Here is a 21,251-nt window from a genome sequence, read left to right on the forward strand (position 1 = left end):
TTTTTAGAAGGTTGAGAGACCACTCCATTCCATGAATCGATAAATGGCATATTTCATTTTTGAATCTTCTGCATATTCTGAGTAATCAACACTCATTTGCTTACCCTCTAAATTCATCCAAGCAGTATCAAAATACTGTACTGCATCTTTAAAAACTTGCTGATTTGAAGAGCCAATAACACGTAAATCAGTTTCTAAATTATAATTTTTCAAATTACGAGCAGTAAAATTAGCCGACCCCAAAATCAGTTCAACCTGATCTGAACTACGCTTAATAATCATTTTTGAATGGCACTGCTCACCTTGTGTATTACACCAGCGTACGTCTATTCCAGCTTTATAGAGCTCTGTCGCGACAGGACGATTTGGAATACCATTTTTAGTACGTCCAAATGCATCTTTGTTCGGGTCTAGTAATACACGAACTTCAACACCGCGTTGGTGAGCTTCAATTAAGGCTTCAATAATTTTTCGCTCTGATAAATAGAACATTGCCAAATCTATTTTTGCATCAGCACCTTGAGCAGATTCAATCAGTTTCAGCAGTTCATCATATATTGCCTTTTCTGTCAGTACTTGAACTTGCGGCAACTGTTTATCTTCTGGTACATCTCCCACAATAACCATTGGAATATTTGCTTTAGAAAATAAAGCCACTGATTGTTCAGTTTTTAAAATATCGACAGCTGTATGCCCTTCGACCACAAGTGCTACATTAGAATGGCGTGAGCTTCCATCATGCGGATTCATCGAAGTCACTAGTGTTTTCCATCCCTCGGATGTATCCACTATGATGGTTTTACGATGGTTCGCTTTAAAATTAAAAAGATTTAAATAACTTCGAATGGTAATTTTTTCTTCCCCGAAAGGATTACTTAACCAACCTTTCTCAGCATTATTTCCTAAACTCTGACAACAAAAATACCAAATGCCCGACCACAGTGGATTCGATGCGCGTAATGGTGATAAATCTGTTTCTATGACATCAATTCCTGCTTGTCTGAGTTGTCGATAGTGCTCTGGGATTATTCCACCATAAACTGAATTTATAGGATCAGTGATTAATTTAATTTCAATATTCGGTGTTAGACGCTTTTTTTTAATAAGTGCTTGAGTCAGTTCTTGTGTTAATGCGCGATGTTGATTTTGAGACTGACCAGTTTCAGGATTGAACAGAAACATATCTAACACAATTGTGGTTTGCGCTTGCTCAATAAGATTGAGAATTTCATCAAAAATCTGATGCTGCTGTCGCTGACCCGCCGTATCTATATAAGTTTGGTCTGCTAGGAATTTCACATTTGCATGCCGTAATTTACCGGAGTAATTAAGCCCTTCTGGTAATGGTTTATAAATATGATAAAGCGCTGAAGCTAAATAGCCAATGGTCAGCATACCAAGAATCAGACCAACATAACGTCGGTTTGACCAATTTAATTTTTGGTGAATTCGTTTAAATAGACGCATAACAAAAAACCTAGTCCGATACTTTCAGACTAGGTTTTAATTTACCTTTTTTCAAGCATTAAACTGTTTTTAACACGTTGGAGAAAATTAGAATCCGTATTCAACACCAACGGTGAAATTACGTCCAATTTGTGGAATATTCGATAAAAATGAATTGTGCGAATAAACCTGATCATCCAACAAGTTATTTGCTTTTAAATAAACCCGATAATCGTTGCGATTGTTTAACTGCCCAGCATAAGACACACCAACATTGACCATGTTATAACCTTGGGTTTCTTTTTCAAAGTCAGCAAATTTATCTTGCTTGAATACATGATAATACTCAGCTAAACCAGACCAACCATCAGCAAAATTGGTTTCCACCTTTGTACCAAGTCGTCCAGCAGGAACACGTGGAGCATTTTCCCCCTCTATCTTGCCTCTTACATAATCACCAAACACACTCACCTTGTAAGTATCATTAATTTGATAGCCTAGCTGAGCCTCAGTTCCATAAAAACGTGCCTTATCCTGCGTATATTTAAGTCCACGTAAATTGCCTTGTTGAGCTACAGTTGCACCATAAATATAGTCATCAAACCAATTGTGATAAACATGAACATGATAATCGAGCTGATCACCTTCATAATGGAGACCTAACTCTAGATTATTTGATGTTTCCTTATCAATATCTGGATTACCTAGCTCATATGTGTTTGTTGCAAAATGAAGACCATCTGCATATAACTCTTGAGCTAGCGGTAAACGTTGTTGATGAGACCCCACTAGAGACAACTTATAATTTGGCGCGAACTCCCAATTAGCTGCAGCTGATCCTGAAACAGCAGTCCCTGAGTAGTTCTTTTGATTGGAATCGACATCGATTTTTTGATGGTCTACACGAGCGCCCAATTCGACATGCACAGGACCAAGCTGTTTATGTTCTAGTGCAAATAAACTGTACTTATTGGTTTTTGTATCCGCCATCAGAACATCATGACTATGACCATGATGTTCATGATCGTGATCACTATGATCATGGTCACCATGATCAACTTCATCATGGTCATGTCCCTCAGGCGCATTAAGTTTTATTTTTTGCTGAGATGCTTGTACACCTACAACACCCTCCCAACCTAACAACGGTATATGAACCAACTCTAAACGACCATCATAACCCTTACTTTTAAAGTTACTAATAACTTCATTTTCTTCTAGTTCATCATGCTCGTAATCTGTAAAACTTAAATGAGCTCGCAGCTTTTCAAATCCTTTTAATGGATCATTTAATTCAGTTCGCAAATCATAGCGTTCAGACTTTAAGTCAACCCATGGACCTGCAGCATTTTCGTGTTCATGGTCGTGCGCTGAATTAGGTGGTGGACAATGGAAATGATCTCCATGCAATTCACATCCATGATATTCATGACTATGACCTGGTAATCCATATTTATCTTGTCGATTACTATATGACAGCCCCACAAAACCTCGATCATGGATCCATGAGCCACCGACATTAACTGTTTGACCTTCTGAGAAGGTATTTTCTACACGTTTAGCACTTTCACGATGAGGCTCTGTCTCACCCTCATGATGATGTTCAGTGAAGTAACCTTTGAAAGGGATATAATCATTGGCTTTATGCTTCGTGCCTTCAACACGAAGTGCAAAATTTTCACCTATAGCTGCTGTTACACCTGCACTTGCAAGTTTTTCATCACTCCCAGAGTTATAGCGGACGCCCACTTGCCCCTCTAGACCATTAGCTGGCATTTGTGTCGGTATTTTTTGATCAGTCACATTGACTAAACCACCCACAGTTCCAGCTGCGTACAGTAATGTTGAAGGTCCTCGGATAACTTCCACTTGCTTCGCCAAAATAGGATCAACCGTTACGGCATGGTCAGGAGAAAGTGTTGATACATCTGCAGTTTCAGAAGCATGCTGTAAAACTTTTACACGCGGTCCATCTTGGCCACGAATCACAGGACGACTTGCACCTGTTCCATACTGATTAGAATAAACACCCAACTCATCGGCTAACGCATCACCTATGGTTGTTGGTCTTTCGGATAATTTTTTTTGATCAATCACATGATCTGCTACAGCGAAGTCAGCAGCTGTTTGAACCAATGGATGTGCGGTAGAAGAAATTGTATCTAATTGAACATTTTTTTGTTTTTGATCAGCATGTGCTGCGGATGCTATCACTGCCAAGACGGAGGCAGTAATGATATTTTTATGAAAGTTCATACGACAAGCTCAAAATTCGAGAATTTACAATTGTTGTTATAATATAACATTTCAACCAAACTTCAATCATATTTCATTCATTTACCCCAAATTAATTAGCTTCATATAATTAAACCAATGGGTTACATATCAATGTTAATCTATAAAATTCGGATAGCATTTTTTTGATATATTTCAGCAATGCCCTTTACAATTTCACATGCTGTACTCGCACCAATTTTGCATAAAGCATCGAAAGGAACACTTCCTATTTCTGCTCTAGCAATTGGTTGCATGGTCCCTGACTTATTTCGTCTTTTTACAGACGAACATATCCAAATCTCACATCAATGGAGCGCATTGCTATATCCCAATTTATTGGTGGGAATGGCATTCTGTCTATTGTGGTATGCACTATTACGACCTACTTTTTTTAGATGGGTTGGTATTTACAATCCCTTAAAACTCTCGAACTTTAGATCTGTCTTTCAATTCTTGGTGCTGATCAATATTTCATTAATCTTGGGTATCAGCAGTCATATCCTTTGGGATGGTTTAACTCATGTTGATTACAGAACCTTTGCTTTTCATGACCTATTAGCTAAACAAATCAATCTTTTCGGACAACACTACCCCCTCCATCGAATTTTACAGGTCGGTACCTCTATTATTGTTTTGCCCTTTATTTTATGGTTTGCAAAACAGTATTTTTGTACTTACCGTCAATCATTCAGAGTAACCCGTTCTATCACTATTTTTGCTGTGGTATCCGTGCTAATTTCAATATTAGGTGGATTATTTGGATTTATTCATTTCCACTCTAATTACAATACAGCCATTTTAAATGACCTATATGGTTACATTGGCTTCTCAATTAATTATTTCTTTAGAGGCTTTCTATTGACGTTTGCGATTTGTGCGCTTGTTTTTCAAATCCTAGATCAATTGGAATTATTCGAAGGATCGTCTTAATTTTAAATTTGCATTAAATAATAGGGCTTTCATAATCTTCTCCTTGTGACTGTAGTCTCAAAGAGGCATAATTCACCCTTTGTATAAAGGCGTTACGCTGTTTACGTATACGCTTTCATTAACCCATATAGTTGGATTTTTAACGCTATGATGCGAACTCATTACTGCGGTTCATTAACCGAAGCTCAAATTGATCAAACCGTTACACTTTGCGGATGGGTACACCGTCGCCGTGACCACGGTGGTGTAATTTTCCTTGATATGCGTGACCGTGATGGTCTAGTTCAAGTGGTTATTGATCCTGATACACCAGAAGCTTTCGAAACAGCTGATAAAGCTCGTTCTGAATTTGTATTAAAAATAACTGGTCGCGTTCGCCGTCGTTATGCTGGTACTGAAAATGCCAACATGGTGAGTGGTCAAATCGAAGTATTAGGTAAAGAAATTGAAGTTCTAGCAGCGTCTGAAACTCCACCATTCCCATTAAATGATGATAATACTAATATTTCAGAAGAAATTCGTTTGAAATATCGTTTCTTGGACATTCGTCGTCCAGAAATGTTAGAGCGTTTACGTTTCCGTTCTAAATTAACAAACCTTATTCGTAACTATTTCGAAGAAAACGGATTCTTAGACGTTGAAACACCTATTTTGACACGTGCGACTCCTGAGGGTGCGCGTGACTATTTAGTACCAAGCCGTGTATCAAATGGTAGTTTCTACGCTCTTCCTCAATCACCACAGTTATTTAAACAATTGTTAATGGTGGGTGGTATTGATCGTTATTACCAAATTGCTAAATGTTTCCGTGACGAAGACTTACGTGCTGACCGTCAGCCTGAATTCACACAAATCGACGTTGAAACATCGTTCATGAGCGACGATGACATCATGGATTTAATGGAACGTTTAACAGTTAAGATGTTTAAAGAACTTCTTAATGTTCAATTTGATAAGTTCCCACGTATGACCTATGCAGATGCAATGCGCGACTATGCGTCTGACAAGCCTGACTTACGTATTCCACTTAAACTCGTTGACGTTGCAGATTTAATGCAAGACGTAGAGTTCAAAGTATTCGCAGGTCCTGCTAAAGACCCTAAAGGTCGTATTGTTGCGCTTCGCGTACCGGGTGCAGGCTCTCTTCCACGTAGCCAAATCGACGAGTACACTAAGTTTGTAGGTATCTACGGTGCAAAAGGTTTGGCGTATATCAAAGTTAACGAACTTGAAAAAGGTATCGAAGGCTTACAATCTCCTATCGTGAAATTCATCGAGCCAATCGTGCTTGATCTATTAAAACGTGTGGGTGCTGAAAATGGCGATATCGTATTCTTCGGTGCAGATAAAGCGAAAGTTGTAAACGATGCAATGGGTGCTTTACGTATCAAAGTCGGTCATGACATGAAGATGGCAACTTGCGAGTGGGCACCACTTTGGGTTGTTGATTTCCCAATGTTTGAAGAAACTGATGATGGTAAATGGACCTCTGTTCACCACCCATTCACATTGCCAAAATCTAGCGTTGAAGAAGTGAAGAATAACCCAGGTGCTGCATTGTCTGTTGCTTACGATATGGTACTTAACGGTACTGAAATCGGTGGTGGTTCGCTTCGTATTCATAACTTAGAAATGCAAAAAGCAATTTTTGAAGCATTAGGTATTGGTGAAGAAGAGGCAGAAGAGAAATTCAGCTTCTTATTGAACGCTTTACGTTATGGTGCACCTCCACACGGTGGTTTAGCATTCGGTTTAGATCGTCTTGTGATGTTAATGACAGGTGGTTCTTCTATTCGTGATGTGATTGCATTCCCGAAAACGAAAACTGCGGAATGTCCTTTAACACAAGCTCCTGCACCAGTTGAATCAACTCAACTTCGTGATCTTGGTATTCGCTTACGTGAAAAACCAAAAGCTGAATCACAAGAATAACGTTTGTTGATCTAAATAAAAACCCTGCAACTGCAGGGTTTTTATTTCATTGAGATAAACGCTCAAAAATGGCATAATCTCAGAAAATATTTAAGAGTTCATTCATATGGCTATGCGTCCTGATGTTCGTCGTCATACAATCATTATTATTGTATTTTGCATCGTGCAATGGGCATTTATGCGTTATATCTTGAATGAACAATTATTTAACCTCACCACTTATCAGCGTATCGTGTTCTTTAGTACGAGTAGTTTTATTGCAGCTTTTGGTTCAATCGCCGCACTTATTTATATGGTGATTAAAGGAAATGCGGATAATAAATAATAGAACACTGTAAATACCCTATTATATTTATTTATGTTTTCTAAGACCTAGCCAATTTTTGTATAGGTAAAAAAATTTAGGGGTTTTCAACATCCACCTTACTTTCCAATGCAACTCATTTGAATTATTTTTAATATAATTCAAATCTTTAGACTTAATTGAGTTGATAAAACGACAATACTTTTTAAAATTCATTTTTATATAATTATTAAATAATCCTAATATTAAATGAATATACACTTGTTTAAAATGACACTTATCACGATTGTCTCTAAACAAATCCACCCCATAAAATAAACTCTCTAAGTGTTTTTCATTAACACTACAATTACTTATACTAGATGGTCTATACCTATAAAAAATTAGTGTTTTATTTAATTCATAAATTTTTATATTTTCATTATATAAAAACGGCACAGCAAGCATATCTTCAAAATAATAACCTTTAGGAAATCTAATGTTTTTTAATAAGTCTTTTTTATAAACCCTCAACCATGCATACCACTTGTTTTTTTTAAAAATTCTCTTTAAGTACTCTTCATTTACATTATTAACTAACTGTATTTGATCAGCTAATACAAGTGGTTTTTGAGTTAAAAATTTGTTTTCCTCGATCGCATTAAAATGTATAAGATCAACATTCTTGTTATGATCAATCACATTAATTATTTCTTCTATATAATCATTTAGGACATAATCATCAGAATCAATAAAAGATACATAATCTCCTTCAGCTAAATCAACACCATTATTACGTGCCATACTTAGCCCTTGATTATCCTGATCAATAATCCTAATATTTTTTTTAAAGGATTGTTTATTTAAAAAATTCTTTAAAATATCAATAGATCTATCTTTTGAACCATCATTAATAAAAATACATTCCACCTCCTTAGTTAATTGACTATAAAGTGATGATATACAGTCTTCAATATAGTCTTCTACACCATAAACAGGAATAATGACAGATAACTTGATTTTTTCTTCAACTTTGTACACTACAATCACCAAGGCTTAAATATTCATCAACAGCCGTTTGAACTTTAAATTTTCGAGATAAACTAGGATTATAGATTTTATCGCATGATGAAATTTCAGACATCTTACTAGCTAACTTATCAATATTACCAACTGGAACTAAAAAATTTTTATCTAAAATTTCACTAGGACCAGATGGACAATCCGTACTTAAAACCGGCGTATTTAAAGCTAATGCTTCTAAAATTGCAATACTAAATCCCTCAAAGTCTGAGGATACGACCATCGCTTGTGCACGTTGAATAAACGGATACGGATTATTTTGAAAGCCGATAAAGTGAACTTTATCCGATACCCCTAGTTCTTGACATAAACGCTGATTGTCAGCCATCAGCTCGCCTGTACCCACCAAGACCAAAGGCAGATCCAGCTGTGCTTGTGCATACGCACGAATCAACACATCATGACGTTTTTGCTGCTTAAATTTACCAACATTGACCAAATAAGGCTGAGGTAGATCAGGAATAAATTCTGATGCAGCGTGTCGAACAGCATCGACATCAATTGGATTGTAGATTGTCTGAACCCTGCTATCAGCACCAAAAATATCTTTAAAATCAGCTTCCACCCCTTTGCTAACCGCTACACAAGGCTTGGCTAAATACACTTTGGCCAACTGCTTTTTAAAGGCCTTAGTCAGACGTTGTCCATACTCCAAACTAGTGGTGTTATGAATTACCAAATGTACATTAGGCAACTGACTACGACTTAAAATAAAATCGACTGGATATAAGTTGGACAGTACCAAATTTGGCTCACCAATCTGTTGACGCACAAAGCGATCAAAGGCTTTGGCAGCGATACTTTGGCGCATAAATTTAGGTATGCCACGAAATTTTTGATAATTAAAGAAGTGTGTCTCTACTCCATCAGGAATAGGTAAATCTATAATATCTTTGAAATAAACAATATGTGCTTCATGTCCTGCATTATTTATACCTTTGGCTAAAGTTAATGCGAAACGTTCAGCACCGTTACCTTGTAAAGTAAAAATAGCAAGTACAACCTTTTTTTTCTTCATAATTCGATATTCAATATTGTTAAAAATGTGCCTTATCAAGACGAATAAATCGCTTTTGCGCTTTAAATATGACTTGCATATAGCGACATCCCATAGCCAACTGACCGATGATCCGTCTCTTTCTAAATACTCTTTTTTCCATAGCAGAAGAATAAATTGGCTTGTGATGTTCTGAACGTCCGATCACTGATTCAAACTGCTCAGCAGGTACAAGACCATAAGCTACCATTTGATCTTCTTGAATAATTGCGGCAGGCTCAGCTTGTAAACTCTTCAATCCATAATGGCTAAAAATAAAACCATCAGCAATTGCAGGTGAGGTTTCTGCTAAACGTTGTAATAACTTCTTTGCGCCCGATGGATAGAGTAAATATCCTGCTGCACCTGTTCGGTCTTGATATAGAGTATATAGCGCAGTTTGTCCAGCGACTAATTGATATTCTGGTTTTTTAGAAATAATTTTTTTACGACTACGTACTTCAAAATTAATTAAATCTATATCTTTAAAATTATAATTTTGTATTTCTTCAAGTAACTGAGGAATATGACATGATAAGACTGCATCATCCTCTAATATCAATGCTGGTTCATTAGTTTTAATAACAGTTTCCCAAGCTTTCTGATGACTCAAAAAACATGCTACCTCCACCTTACGCAAAGGTCTTTGCCAACCAAACCCTAATAATTGATATTGTGAATCATCGATATCATCAACTGATACAGCAGCTAAACGCTGAAAAGATAAACCCAAATCATCAAACTGTTGAGTCTGAAAAGCCAAACGCTCTTTTGAACGCTCAAGATTTATAATCAAGATCTGCATGGATTACCACCAACGTGTTTTTTCACGCGTATGTCTTTTTTTAAAACGCACATAGACAGTATCATTAACGTCTTGATTAATCCGCTCAAAAATTTCAATAACCAATTGACCTAATGGATGATCAGTACATATCTGGTCTAAACGCCAACGCATATTTCTCAATGTATCATCAGTACCCACTGCAAAAGCAGATGTACCATCAAATAGAGCATAACGTTGTGACTGTAAATGATTTAGACACTCTAGATTTTCTTCCATCTGATGATCACATAAATAGCGTTCCGTTTCCTGAAGCTTTAAAGTATTAATAAGAACCACAGCATTCATCAAAATTGCTTTCAGAAGAGAATCTTCATCATGATCAATGAAAGTATCACACGCTGAAATTAACCATCGTATATTTAAGGATTTCAGTAAAAAATCTCGCTCTTTAAGCCATAAAGATTTAAATTTTAGATAGTTATCTGTCGTATCAACATCTCGGCGCATCAATACAATTAGACTAGCATGATAATGATTCAACGCAGGTTGACCTACGAACTCATCTTTGAGCTGCTCTATATGCTGCTTCAAATCTTTCGCTGATCCATGGGTATAGCGTGTTTCATCACCTTCAATCAAGTTTTCTTTCAACGCATTAATATCTATACCTTCAAATTGCGCATAGACCTCATCTGCACCAAAACGACGTTGATGCCGACTAAAGGAGAACCATTGTTCGAATTTACTTTTTTTTCTAACAGGCATTATAAACCACCATTAAAAGGCAACTATTATTGCCAAGCATCCTTAATCCATTGACTTGGCAACACATAGCGGTACCATTTACCACCGCCACCATTCACAGCATCAGGTGGATTAATCTCACCATGGAAAATAATAATTTTAGCACCTTCAGGTTTTACTGGTGGCTTAAAAAACGCCATTGGGATTTTTTGTAAACAGTGATATTTATAACTTTTACACCAGCTATCTGGCCAATAGGTTTGCTTCGCATGTTTATCTACATACCATGACAAATAGGCTTGTTCATTACGGAATTTTTTTCGGATCTCATCAAAGTTCTCACGAAAATATGGTAATAATCCAGGGAAAGCGCCCAATTTAAAACGATATACTGAGCTATTACCTGTGATTCGCCATGGTCGTTTCCAGTCGTGAATAATTAAAAAATCACCTGGATAAGTGAAAAAATCATCCATGTTATCAACGATAACAACATCCAAATCTAAAAATAGCGCGTTTCCCTTTAAGCCATATAAGTCAGGCTCAAAAGTTGAAAGTTTGTTCCAACCACGCTCAGGCGCGCCTTCAGGCAATGCTAACGGTGGAATAGGAAAGCATTTAACATTTGGATCAATTCCTTCTGTACGGTCAGTGAGACAAACCATCTGGAAATCAACAGTCGTGTGTCGTTTCACCATATTGTAAAGACGATTCACATACTCAGAACCATATTTGGTTCCCCACTTCATACACAAAACAATGTTCTGTTCTTGTGCAATCTCTTCTTCTAATAAGACATTGTTTTCATGTATTGACATGCCGTTTTATTCCACCTAATCAATAGCTGCATCATACCACAGAGTTAAAATATTCTTGAACGATAAGAATTCAAACTCGTCAAAATTGAAATCAAATCTTCATTAAATTGTCACGTCTTAGAAACCCTATTTTGTCAAATTAAATTTAATCTGGCTTGAACTAAAATAATGAAAATTACTATTGTCGGCACTGGGTACGTCGGTCTCTCAAATGCGATGATTTTAGCGCAACATCATGAAGTCACCGCCTTAGACATTGATCAAAATAAAGTAAATTTATTGAACAAGAAAATCTCACCTATACAAGACACAGAAATCTCTGATTTTCTAAGTAATAAACTATTAAACTTTAAAGCAACAACTAATGCTGTGGATGCATATTTTCAGGCAGACTATATTCTTATTGCGACACCAACTGATTATGACCCTACAACCAATTATTTTGACACTTCAAGTGTTGAATCTGTGATCACTGAGATTTTAAGTATCAATCCATTAGCGACGATCATTATCAAATCGACAGTTCCTGTAGGTTACACCCAACAACTAAAAAGTAAATTTGAAACACAGAATATTATATTTTCACCTGAGTTTCTCAGAGAAGGAAAAGCATTGCTGGATAACTTATATCCTTCAAGAATTATAATGGGTGAAAATTCTGAACGAGCACATCAATTTGCAAACATGCTCATAGAGGGTGCTTATAAAAAAGATTGTCCAGTCTTGTTCACTGACTCCACCGAGGCAGAAGCAATCAAACTTTTTGCAAACACCTATTTAGCTATGCGCGTTGCATTCTTCAATGAACTAGATACTTACGCTCAAATATACCGATTGGACACTCGCCAAATGATCGAGGGTGTTTGTTTGGATCCTCGAATTGGTAAATTTTATAACAATCCATCATTCGGTTACGGCGGATATTGTCTTCCTAAAGATACTAAACAATTACTCGCCAACTACGACCAAGTTCCAAGCAATTTAATTCAAGCCATTGTAGATGCGAATATTACTCGCAAAGATTTTATTGCACAGTCTATTTTGGAGAGATGCCCTAGCGTTGTTGGGATATATCGTTTGGTCATGAAAAGTGGTTCAGACAATTTTCGATCGTCAGCAATACAAGGTGTTATGCGTCGTCTCAAAGCACAAGGAATCAAGATCATTATTTACGAACCCACACTTTCAGAGAAAAAATTTCAAAACTCAAAAATCATCAAAACACTGGAAGAATTTAAAAAAAGAGCAGATTTAATTATTAGTAATCGTCATTGCGATAAACTAAATGATGTTGCAGATAAAGTGTATACCAGAGATATTTTTGGTAAAGATGATTAAAAAAGGACTCAATTGAGTCCTTTTTTCAAAGCATTAATTACTTCACATATGTTAACCAGTGAGCATATTTAGGGTCTTTACCTTGTACGGCATCGAAGTATGCTTTTTGGATTTGTGTTGTGATTGGACCACGAACACCTTCACCGATTTGACGATCATCATATTCACGGATTGGCGTTACTTCTGCCGCTGTACCTGTAAAAAATGCCTCATCAGCGATATAGAATTCATCACGTGTGATACGGCGCTCTACAACGTCATATCCAAGGTCTTTCGCAATCGTAATAATGGTTTGACGAGTAATACCATCAAGAGCACCACCAGCGATATCAGGGGTATGAATCACGCCATCACGCACTAAGAATACGTTTTCACCTGAACCTTGACACACATAACCTTGTGGATCAAGTAACATTGCTTCGTCATAACCTGAGTGCGCAACTTCTTGGTGTGCCAAAATAGACAGCGTATAGTTTCCTGATGCTTTCGCCTTACACATCGTCACGTTAGGGTGATGGTGTGTAAAAGAAGAAGTTTTTACACGAATACCCTTCGCCATTGCTTCTTCACCAAGGTAAGCGCCCCAGCTCCACGCAGCAACCACTGCATGAATTGTATTATCCGTCGCTGCAATACCTAGCTTTTCCGAACCAATAAAGATAATTGGACGTAAATAGCAAGAAGCTAATTTATTTTCACGCACCACATCAATTTGAGCTTGTTCTAATGCCGCCTGATCAAACGGAACTTTCATTTGATAAATTTTGGCAGAGTTTAAAAGACGTTTAGTGTGTTCTTTTAAACGGAAAATTGCCGTTCCATTCGGAGTTTCGTAGGCACGGACACCCTCAAACACACCCATACTGTAGTGTAAAGTGTGTGTTAAGACGTGAGTTTTTGCTTCACGCCAATCAACTAATTGTCCATCTTGCCAAATAAAACCATCACGATCAGCCAAATTCATGACCTAAACTCCAAATTTTTATACACAGTCATTTCTATCCAACTACTGATGCAGTTGGATCTATTAATCTTTGCCATAGCTTGCAAACGACCTTACGGGTATCGAGCCAATTCGCAGCACTCACTTGCATGGATTGATTTGCAAGGGCTAAACGATGACTCTCGGCACGTTCACGGAGATAAGCTTGAATCAATGCTGTCGCATCGGCGCTGGATAAGCAGCCAGTTTTTGCGGCATCCTCAAGGATTCGTACATTGTCGGAGTAATGGGCGAGATCAGGATTCGTCCCACTCCATGCTAATACTGCATACTGTGCCATAAATTCGATATCAACGATACCACCTGCATCCTGTTTTAAATGAAAAATTCCATCTTTTTTTTGCTCATTTGATGAGCCTAAATGGTCTTTCATTTTTTGACGCATTTTTAGCACTTCTGCTCTTACCGTCTCTTCATTTCGAGGCAAAGTTAAAATACGACAGCGTAATTCCTCAAACTTTTCTCTTAAGCTTTTTTCACCCGCTATACTACGCGCACGAACAATCGCTTGATGCTCCCAAAGCCATGCATTTTTAAGTTGGTATTGCTCAAAAGCCTTAAGGCTTGTAACGAGAAGCCCTGCTTCTCCTGAAGGACGCAATCGTGTATCAATCTCATACACTCGACCATCTAAAGTTTGGGTTGTCATCAGCGACATAAGCTTTTGCCCAACACGCATCGCAAATTCAAAACCACTAATTGGTTTCAAGCCATCTGTATCTGCCTGCTCATCCATATAGTGGATAAAGACTAAATCAAGGTCTGAACCATACCCAAGTTCAATACCGCCTAATTTCCCATACCCAATGACACTGAATGCCATATGATTTTTTGAACAACGTTGACCATCTGCATCTACTGGGTAACCATGTTTTTTTGCTGTAATTTGATATGCTAAATTCAAAGTTGCTTGAACTGAAACCTCAGCAATATCGGTGAGCGCATCAGACACACGCATCAGTGGACTTTCAGCCAATACATCACTTGCTGCTACAGTCAAAACATTCGATTTTTTAAATAAGCGCAATACGCGCATTTGATCTTCCACTTGATCAATTTCAATACGCAGCAGCTGCTGTCTAAGTGAATCCTCCAAATCTTGGCGTTTAGGTAGCTCAAAATCCATTGATAAAAACTCATCGAGTAAAACTGGATAATGGGTTAACTCTTCACAAATCCATGGGCTTACAGTCGCCATTTTAACGAGTCGCTGTAATGCTCCTTTGCTTTCAATTAACATCACTAGATAGACTGTTCGCCGCATCACAGATTCAACCAGTGGCATCAGCCTTACCAAAGCGACTTGTGGATTATCCGATTCGAGAACAGCTTGAATCAGATGAGGCCAAAACTCTTTTAAACGATTAACTGCTTTAGCGGGTAATTTTTTTATGGCATGTCCATACCAAAATTCACGAACCAAATTTTTAGCAGACTCATCTAAAACTTCATTCAATTGCTGCTCTATTTGGCTAAAGCTTTCAACCAATGGATCTACTTCTTTTTCTTTAATTAAATGCTCAAACTGATAAGTTACTATAGCGCGCTTCTCATTGAGAACATTTAAGAACGCATCCCAACTCTCAAATCCAAGTGTCTCTACGATGCGATTTCTTTGGTCAGGTTCAGTAGGCAGTGATTGCGTTTGTTGGTCGTTCAACGCTTGAATAGCATGTTCCACACGACGCAAGAATAAATAAGCATTTTCAAGCTCATCCACCACTTCAGGTTCAAGTAATCCAACAACCCCCAAATGATGTAGACTCACTAAACATTGACGGTCTTGTAGCTCAAGTTTTGAACCACCATAAATCAACTGGAAAACTTGAACGATAAACTCGACTTCACGAATACCACCTGCACCAAGTTTAATATCATCTTCAATATTTCTACGTTGAACTTCACGCTCAATCATCGCTTTCATTTCACGCATCGCTGCAAAAGCAGTGTAGTCCACATAACGGCGGAATACAAAAGGTCGAGTCATTTCCAGAAGCTCATCCCCTTCCTTTCCTCCTGTAACAATACGCGCCTTTATCCATGCATAACGCTCCCACTCACGCCCATGTTGACTGAGATACTTTTCGAGTGCCGCATGACTGATTGCAAGTGCTGAACCATCACCCCATGGTCGTAATCGCATATCCACTCGGAATACAAATCCATCTGCGGTGATATGTTCCAACAAATAAATAATTTTTTGCCCCCAAAGGATGCAAAATTGCTGAACATCAATACATTTACGACCATTGGTTTCACCTTGCTCATCGAAGGCAAATATAAGATCAATATCACTGGATAAATTAAGTTCCTGAGCCCCCAATTTACCCATTGCAATCACGATAAGGTCTTGAAGCTTACCGTTATAGCCGATCGGCTCTCCATGTTTGGCTTGCAATGGACGATAAGCGAAGCTTTTGGCTGCATCAATACTGGCATCGGCAAAGTCTGAAAGCTCACGAGTCAATGTAATAACTGAAATGAGGCGGTTCGCATCCTGCCAAATCCACCGAAACATTAAACGTGCTCGCAAAATTCGAATTTTTTGCATCCATTCTTTTTCATCCTGAATGTCAGCAAGTTCTTTTTGTACAATGTGATAGATTTGTTCAGTACTTAAAAATTTATTAAATTGATCAGATGAATAATCTTGTTCTAATAATGTTTGATGTAAATTATAAACTTGTTCCGCGTATTGACTGGCTCTAAGAGTTTTTTGCAACTGATCAGCATTCATTTGAAAAAAAGCCTGAATAAATCTAAAACTCTTTTATATCAGTCCTTACGCAATTTGTGGACTATTTAGTTCACTTTTTCCAAAGATGTTTGATTACTCGTATTTGGGGTGGCAGGTAACGCTGCATGAGTGTCTGCTTCAGGTAATATGACTTTAAAAGTCGTACCTTGACCTTGTTGAGAACTGACACAAATTTCACCATGATTCAAATCAACAAATCTTTTACATAACACCAAACCTAAACCAGCACCTTTTTCACCAGATGTACCACGAATAGATACCTTCAAATCCGGTTGAAAAAGCTTCTCAATTTGCTGTGGTGTCATACCTAAACCTGTATCTCGAATGGCAATTTCGACACCTTGATCGCATTTTGATGCTTCGATATAAACTTTTCCAGTTCCATCCACATGAGTAAACTTCAAAGCATTGGATACCAAGTTTTGAATCACTGATGTGATCATATTAATGTCGGCAAAGACTTTTAACTCTTGCGGCACACTTTCAATTAATTGAATATTTTTTTTCACAGCCAACGTGTTTAAAACATCAAAAACGATTTTTGTCACCTGTTTAAGCTCAAACTGAATAGGATGATAGACAAATCTCCCGCCTTCAGCCATTGCCCAATTTAATAGGCTTTCCAATAAGTTATAAGTCGATTGAGCGGTATCATGTAGATACTCAGCGATATTCTGTACACTGTCCTCATCCAAACTTTCACGTTCATTGGCCAATACATCAGAAAAACCTAATAAGCCATGAAATGGTGCGCGTAAATCGTGTGCAATGATTTGAAAGAATTTTGTTTTACTGAAATTAAGCGCCGATTGTTGTTCATATAATTCTTTGAGTTCCGCATAATCCGAATGAAGCTCTAATATACGAATTAAGCTCATTGAAAAATCATAAACCAGTTCTAAATTTTGATCATCAAAAGGTTGGTGCTGATTATCAAATAAAATCACTTGACCAATTGAAAAATCATCATTCACTTTTAAATCAATGGCTATAATTCGCTCGTGATCAACTCCGAGTTGATGAATATGTGCTGAAAAAGATGAATAATTAGGATGATCACGACTGATCGAAGTTTGACCCGCGAAATATGGTAATAATTTTGCTTTTTTATTGGCATTAAAAGCTTTAAATCCATTTGGAGAAGAATGCCACACATATGGTTCATCATGAAAAGCTAAGATTGCTGACTCCGCATTTAAAATGCCACGCGCAAATCTTAAAAAACTCTCAAGTTGATTTTTTGGCGTTGATACACCGAGTAAAAGAGACATTTTGCAGGCACTGAGCTGATCAGCTTGATCGACATCTATAAATTCTATTTTCATGTCTACATCCTGCCATGGAGTAAAGGGGGATAATGATCGATTACATTTTATTTTTTCATTTCAAAGTAAAGAAATGAAACCTTATTTCATCAAGACTAATACATTCTCAAATATTAAGAAAGTGCATTTTTGAGGACTGAATATCTAGCTAAAGCATGAGTCGTACTTTATAAAACGTAAGCGTCTAGTGAAGATCGATTGAATAAACCATAACTATTTATTATTAAAATAAAATTTACTCAATCCTTATCTTATATTATTCATCAAATCTTCATTTGAAATTTTAAAATTCCTTTATTTATTTAAAACAAATAAAAAGGCCCTCAAGTCTGAATATGCTTGAAGGCCTTTAAGTATTTGGTCCCGAGGGTCGGACTCGAACCGACACGTCATCTCTGACAGCGGATTTTGAGTCCGCCGCGTCTACCAATTTCACCACCTCGGGAAAGGTTGTGTTCGGTATAATATCGTTTTTCTTTTCTTTGTCAATGCATAACCTGACTCAAGCGCCTATTTTTAAATCAATAGCATGCATTATGCTTTTTTAACCACCAAACTCAGCTCGAACTGGGCAAAAAAAGCATATACTAATGCCAAAATTTTTGCTGATTCCATTTTTATATTCTTATGCAACTATCTGATTTTAGCTTTGAACTCCCAGACGAACTTATTGCCCGTTACCCTCTTGAAGAACGAAGTGCTTCTCGCCTGCTTCATCTTAAGGCGGATGGTCAGTATGATGATCACCAATTTACCGATATTTTAGACCTGTTTAATGAAGGTGATTTATTAGTTCTCAATGATACCAAGGTAATGAAAGCTCGCTTGAAAGGTAAGCGTGCTTCGGGTGGTGCGATTGAGGTTCTGGTTGAAAGAATGCTTGATCAATTTATTGCTCATTGCCATATCAAAGCAAGTAACTCACCAAAACCAGGTGCTGAGCTTTTTGTCGGATCAGATGAGGTTAAAGTTACGGTTCAAGGGCGCCATGAAAATCTCTATGTGGTGGAATTTTCCAAACCAATCTTAGATGTATTGGATCAGTATGGTGCATTGCCTATTCCACCTTACTTCAACCGAGAAGCAGAAGATATTGATACTGTTCGTTATCAAACCGTATTTAATGATCCTACAAAAATTGCTAGCGTTGCGGCTCCAACGGCGTCTCTACATTTTGATGAACAACTATTAAAAAAACTTGAAGATAAAGGTGTAAACAAGACATTTGTCACCTTACATGTGGGTGCAGGTACCTTCTTACCAGTACGCACCACTGATATCGAAAATCACATCATGCACAGTGAATGGTGCCAAGTCAGCGATGAAGCTATGGCGTTGATTAAGGCGACTAAAGATCGAGGCAATAAAGTGATTGCCGTCGGAACGACTGCAACACGGGCAACTGAAAGTGCGGCTCAAGCCAATGATGGCCAACTGAAGGGCTGGACTGGTGATACTCAGATTTTTATTTATCCTGGTTATGAATTTAAAGTGGTAGATCGTTTGATTACTAACTTCCACCTTCCAGAATCAACATTATTAATGCTTGTTTCAGCCCTGTCCAATCGTGATTATATTTTGAATGCGTATCAACATGCTGTAAAAGAGCGCTATCGTTTCTTTAGTTATGGTGACGCAATGTTGATTGACCAAGCAAAAGATTAGGATCTGATCTATGCCGATTGATTCTGTTCAGCAACTGCTTCACCTTCGCACCCGAAAGAACAAGCAAATTATGGCCAGTGTTGATCGGCTTTGGGCTCTTGGACGTTCTGCTCAACATTATGATGACATCCTGCAAGGATTACATCCATGGGGTTCGAATACCCAACTTTTTTTTCACAATGGCATACCTAAATTTTTAGTTACGCTTGCCATCATATTCATTGTTTTTTCGCTCTTTCCTATTTTTGACACATTAAAATGGATGGCATATAGCTCAGCGGCGATACTTATCCTGATTGCATATATCATTTATGAACCAAATAAACCTATTCATGAAGTGATTTCATTTCTTGAAGAGCGAATGATTGGTTTTAAATTCGGTATAGAAGCTTATTCAACGCCATCACACCTTGGAACAAATAGACATAACACCTTGATCATAAGTCAGCTAAGGCAAAAATTTCCTTTGTTTAACCAAGGTAACCATGCCAATGATATTTTAAAGTTTGCCTCCACCACGTGGAAAAACGCGCAAAATCAAGATTTTCCTGTTATGCTTTTTCATTACCGATTTATTGATGAAATCAATCTGCCTGAGCAAAACAAAACACCACAAAAATTAAAAAAAATTGAACGTCATCGTTGGGGCGTATTTGTATTTGATATATCACCACTAGGATTAGCGACGACCAGTAGAAAGAAAGGGTTCACCACACCATATACAGAGCGCTGGGAGAGCAGTGATTTAGAGCTACGTAAAAAAGTTCAGATTTACGGTACAGATCGTTTACAACTCGCAAAGATCATGACGCCATCAACCACACTCAAACTGATTAAATTTTATCGAATTCACCAGGGCGACTTAATTTTCCACCCTCATGACCAAATCATGTGTTATTTGGGAGATCGCGATTTATTTGACGTCACACACAAACTTGAAATCAAAGAGATCAAAAATATATCCGCTTTGCGCGGTTACTTAAGAACATTAACCATGCCAAATTATCAACAACTCAAACAGAGCATGCTAAACTTAGTTGCATAATAACGATCATATTAGGTAATGCGTGTGGGCTTATTCATTTTTCTTTCTATCTTTGTTTTGATTATTGTTTGGGGAATATGGGTTCGAAATAATATCGTTCGATATTTGAATGCTTCTCAGCGTGCTTGGTCAGATGTCGCAAATTTTGAACGTCAGAAAATTAAAACATTAGAGCATCTTGAGCAAAATTTATCTCAATACACTGAGTTTGAAAAATCAACACTAGAAAATATCACAGCCTTACGCCAACAAATCCTAAATCTCAATACACAATCAACTGATGTAGCTCAGCTTCAGCATATTGAAGCACTAAGTCAGTCGTTAATGAAAAGTTTAAATGTGGTTATTGAGAATTATCCAGATCTCAAAGCTGATCAGCTTTACAACCAAATGATGCATGACATTCAAGAGCAAAATGAAAATGTCAGTGCTGCAATTTCAATATTCAATCGAAATGTCGAAGAGTTTAATAACTTGATTCAAATTTTTCCAAATAACTTAATCAACAGTATCAGCCTCGCAAAGAAACCTATTCGCCCATTTACAGATCATCAAGCTCAACAAAATTTTGATTATCGCCCTAATTTCAAATAAGGATTCCACCTTAAAAAGTGGCAATATCTTAGAGAATCACGTTGTTTATCCATTACGATTTATTCATATTAAGATATGCTAAAAACTGTATAGCTGGGCGAAAAATAAGCAGATATCTTCATTGTTTAGCAAGATCATGAATCTCTTGTAATTTTTCATAAACAAAAATCCAAGTCGTTAAGAATAA

The 21,251-nt window shown here is 37.3% G+C and carries 17 protein-coding genes and 1 tRNA gene; 7 read left to right on the plus strand and 11 right to left on the minus strand.

What is annotated here, in order from left to right; all coding sequences use genetic code 11:
• Positions 1-3 precede the first annotated feature (3 nt).
• Together AC1M89_RS09435 and znuD are read right to left on the minus strand one after the other, a co-directional pair.
• Positions 4-1,467, minus strand: a complete 1,464-nt coding sequence (locus tag AC1M89_RS09435) for a phospholipase D family protein (protein WP_481587171.1) — start codon at positions 1,465-1,467, stop codon at positions 4-6.
• An 87-nt stretch (positions 1,468-1,554) separates the two neighbouring features.
• The gene (gene znuD, locus AC1M89_RS09440) at positions 1,555-3,702 is read right to left on the minus strand and encodes a zinc piracy TonB-dependent receptor ZnuD (protein ID WP_481610964.1); all 2,148 of its coding nucleotides are present in this window, start codon (positions 3,700-3,702) and stop codon (positions 1,555-1,557) included.
• Positions 3,703-3,882: 180 nt separating this feature from the next.
• Between znuD and AC1M89_RS09445 the strand changes: the two genes are divergently transcribed.
• From AC1M89_RS09445 to AC1M89_RS09455, 3 genes are all read left to right on the plus strand, one after another.
• Complete coding sequence (locus AC1M89_RS09445) at positions 3,883-4,653, plus strand: DUF4184 family protein (protein WP_481614131.1); 771 nt, start codon at positions 3,883-3,885, stop codon at positions 4,651-4,653.
• A 147-nt stretch (positions 4,654-4,800) separates the two neighbouring features.
• Positions 4,801-6,585 (plus strand): aspartate--tRNA ligase, encoded by a 1,785-nt coding sequence (gene aspS / locus AC1M89_RS09450; RefSeq protein ID WP_035265578.1) that lies wholly within the window; start codon positions 4,801-4,803, stop codon positions 6,583-6,585.
• Between the two features lie 106 nt (positions 6,586-6,691).
• Positions 6,692-6,910 (plus strand): hypothetical protein, encoded by a 219-nt coding sequence (locus AC1M89_RS09455; RefSeq protein ID WP_481593534.1) that lies wholly within the window; start codon positions 6,692-6,694, stop codon positions 6,908-6,910.
• Between the two features lie 27 nt (positions 6,911-6,937).
• Here the strand turns inward: AC1M89_RS09455 and AC1M89_RS09460 are convergent, their stop codons facing one another.
• Genes AC1M89_RS09460 through AC1M89_RS09480 form a run of 5 tightly spaced genes read right to left on the minus strand, consistent with a single transcriptional unit; the run spans position 6,938 to position 11,336 of the window.
• The gene (locus AC1M89_RS09460; protein WP_481597947.1) at positions 6,938-7,909 is read right to left on the minus strand and encodes a glycosyltransferase family 2 protein; all 972 of its coding nucleotides are present in this window, start codon (positions 7,907-7,909) and stop codon (positions 6,938-6,940) included.
• Entirely contained in the window at positions 7,896-8,969 is a 1,074-nt protein-coding gene (locus AC1M89_RS09465) for a glycosyltransferase (protein ID WP_481597946.1), read from the minus strand. The genes AC1M89_RS09460 and AC1M89_RS09465 overlap by 14 nt, the downstream gene beginning before the upstream one ends.
• A gap of 19 nt (positions 8,970-8,988) precedes the next feature.
• Positions 8,989-9,792 carry a glycosyltransferase family 25 protein gene (locus AC1M89_RS09470; RefSeq protein WP_481597945.1) on the minus strand — a complete coding sequence of 268 codons (804 nt, stop codon included), beginning with the start codon at positions 9,790-9,792 and terminating at the stop codon, positions 8,989-8,991.
• 3 nt (positions 9,793-9,795) lie between these two features.
• Entirely contained in the window at positions 9,796-10,539 is a 744-nt protein-coding gene (locus AC1M89_RS09475) for a hypothetical protein (RefSeq protein ID WP_481597944.1), read from the minus strand.
• A gap of 26 nt (positions 10,540-10,565) precedes the next feature.
• Positions 10,566-11,336: a hypothetical protein gene (locus tag AC1M89_RS09480; protein ID WP_035265587.1), complete on the minus strand. Its 771-nt coding sequence runs from the start codon at positions 11,334-11,336 to the stop codon at positions 10,566-10,568.
• 168 nt (positions 11,337-11,504) lie between these two features.
• On the opposite strand from AC1M89_RS09480, the gene AC1M89_RS09485 reads away from it, so the two are divergent.
• Positions 11,505-12,674: a nucleotide sugar dehydrogenase gene (locus AC1M89_RS09485; protein WP_481614132.1), complete on the plus strand. Its 1,170-nt coding sequence runs from the start codon at positions 11,505-11,507 to the stop codon at positions 12,672-12,674.
• Between the two features lie 37 nt (positions 12,675-12,711).
• Here the strand turns inward: AC1M89_RS09485 and AC1M89_RS09490 are convergent, their stop codons facing one another.
• The 4 genes from AC1M89_RS09490 to AC1M89_RS09505 all read right to left on the minus strand — a co-directional run bounded on the left by AC1M89_RS09490 (position 12,712) and on the right by AC1M89_RS09505 (position 18,205).
• Positions 12,712-13,638 (minus strand): branched-chain amino acid transaminase, encoded by a 927-nt coding sequence (locus AC1M89_RS09490; protein WP_035265589.1) that lies wholly within the window; start codon positions 13,636-13,638, stop codon positions 12,712-12,714.
• 34 nt (positions 13,639-13,672) lie between these two features.
• Positions 13,673-16,414: a bifunctional [glutamate--ammonia ligase]-adenylyl-L-tyrosine phosphorylase/[glutamate--ammonia-ligase] adenylyltransferase gene (gene glnE, locus AC1M89_RS09495; RefSeq protein WP_481614133.1), complete on the minus strand. Its 2,742-nt coding sequence runs from the start codon at positions 16,412-16,414 to the stop codon at positions 13,673-13,675.
• Positions 16,415-16,479: 65 nt separating this feature from the next.
• Positions 16,480-17,760 carry a sensor histidine kinase gene (locus tag AC1M89_RS09500; RefSeq protein WP_035265593.1) on the minus strand — a complete coding sequence of 427 codons (1,281 nt, stop codon included), beginning with the start codon at positions 17,758-17,760 and terminating at the stop codon, positions 16,480-16,482.
• Between the two features lie 358 nt (positions 17,761-18,118).
• Positions 18,119-18,205: transfer RNA gene (locus AC1M89_RS09505), tRNA-Leu, on the minus strand.
• Between the two features lie 182 nt (positions 18,206-18,387).
• Here AC1M89_RS09505 and queA point away from each other — a divergent pair.
• Genes queA through AC1M89_RS09520 form a run of 3 tightly spaced genes read left to right on the plus strand, consistent with a single transcriptional unit; the run spans position 18,388 to position 21,064 of the window.
• Positions 18,388-19,425, plus strand: coding sequence for a tRNA preQ1(34) S-adenosylmethionine ribosyltransferase-isomerase QueA (queA, locus tag AC1M89_RS09510; RefSeq protein WP_481593525.1), 1,038 nt, complete (start codon positions 18,388-18,390; stop codon positions 19,423-19,425).
• Between the two features lie 10 nt (positions 19,426-19,435).
• Complete coding sequence (locus tag AC1M89_RS09515) at positions 19,436-20,470, plus strand: hypothetical protein (RefSeq protein ID WP_481614134.1); 1,035 nt, start codon at positions 19,436-19,438, stop codon at positions 20,468-20,470.
• A 24-nt stretch (positions 20,471-20,494) separates the two neighbouring features.
• Entirely contained in the window at positions 20,495-21,064 is a 570-nt protein-coding gene (locus AC1M89_RS09520) for a LemA family protein (protein ID WP_481614135.1), read from the plus strand.
• Positions 21,065-21,251: the final 187 nt, after the last annotated feature.

The organism is Acinetobacter sp. ANC_7635, from assembly GCF_056779945.1.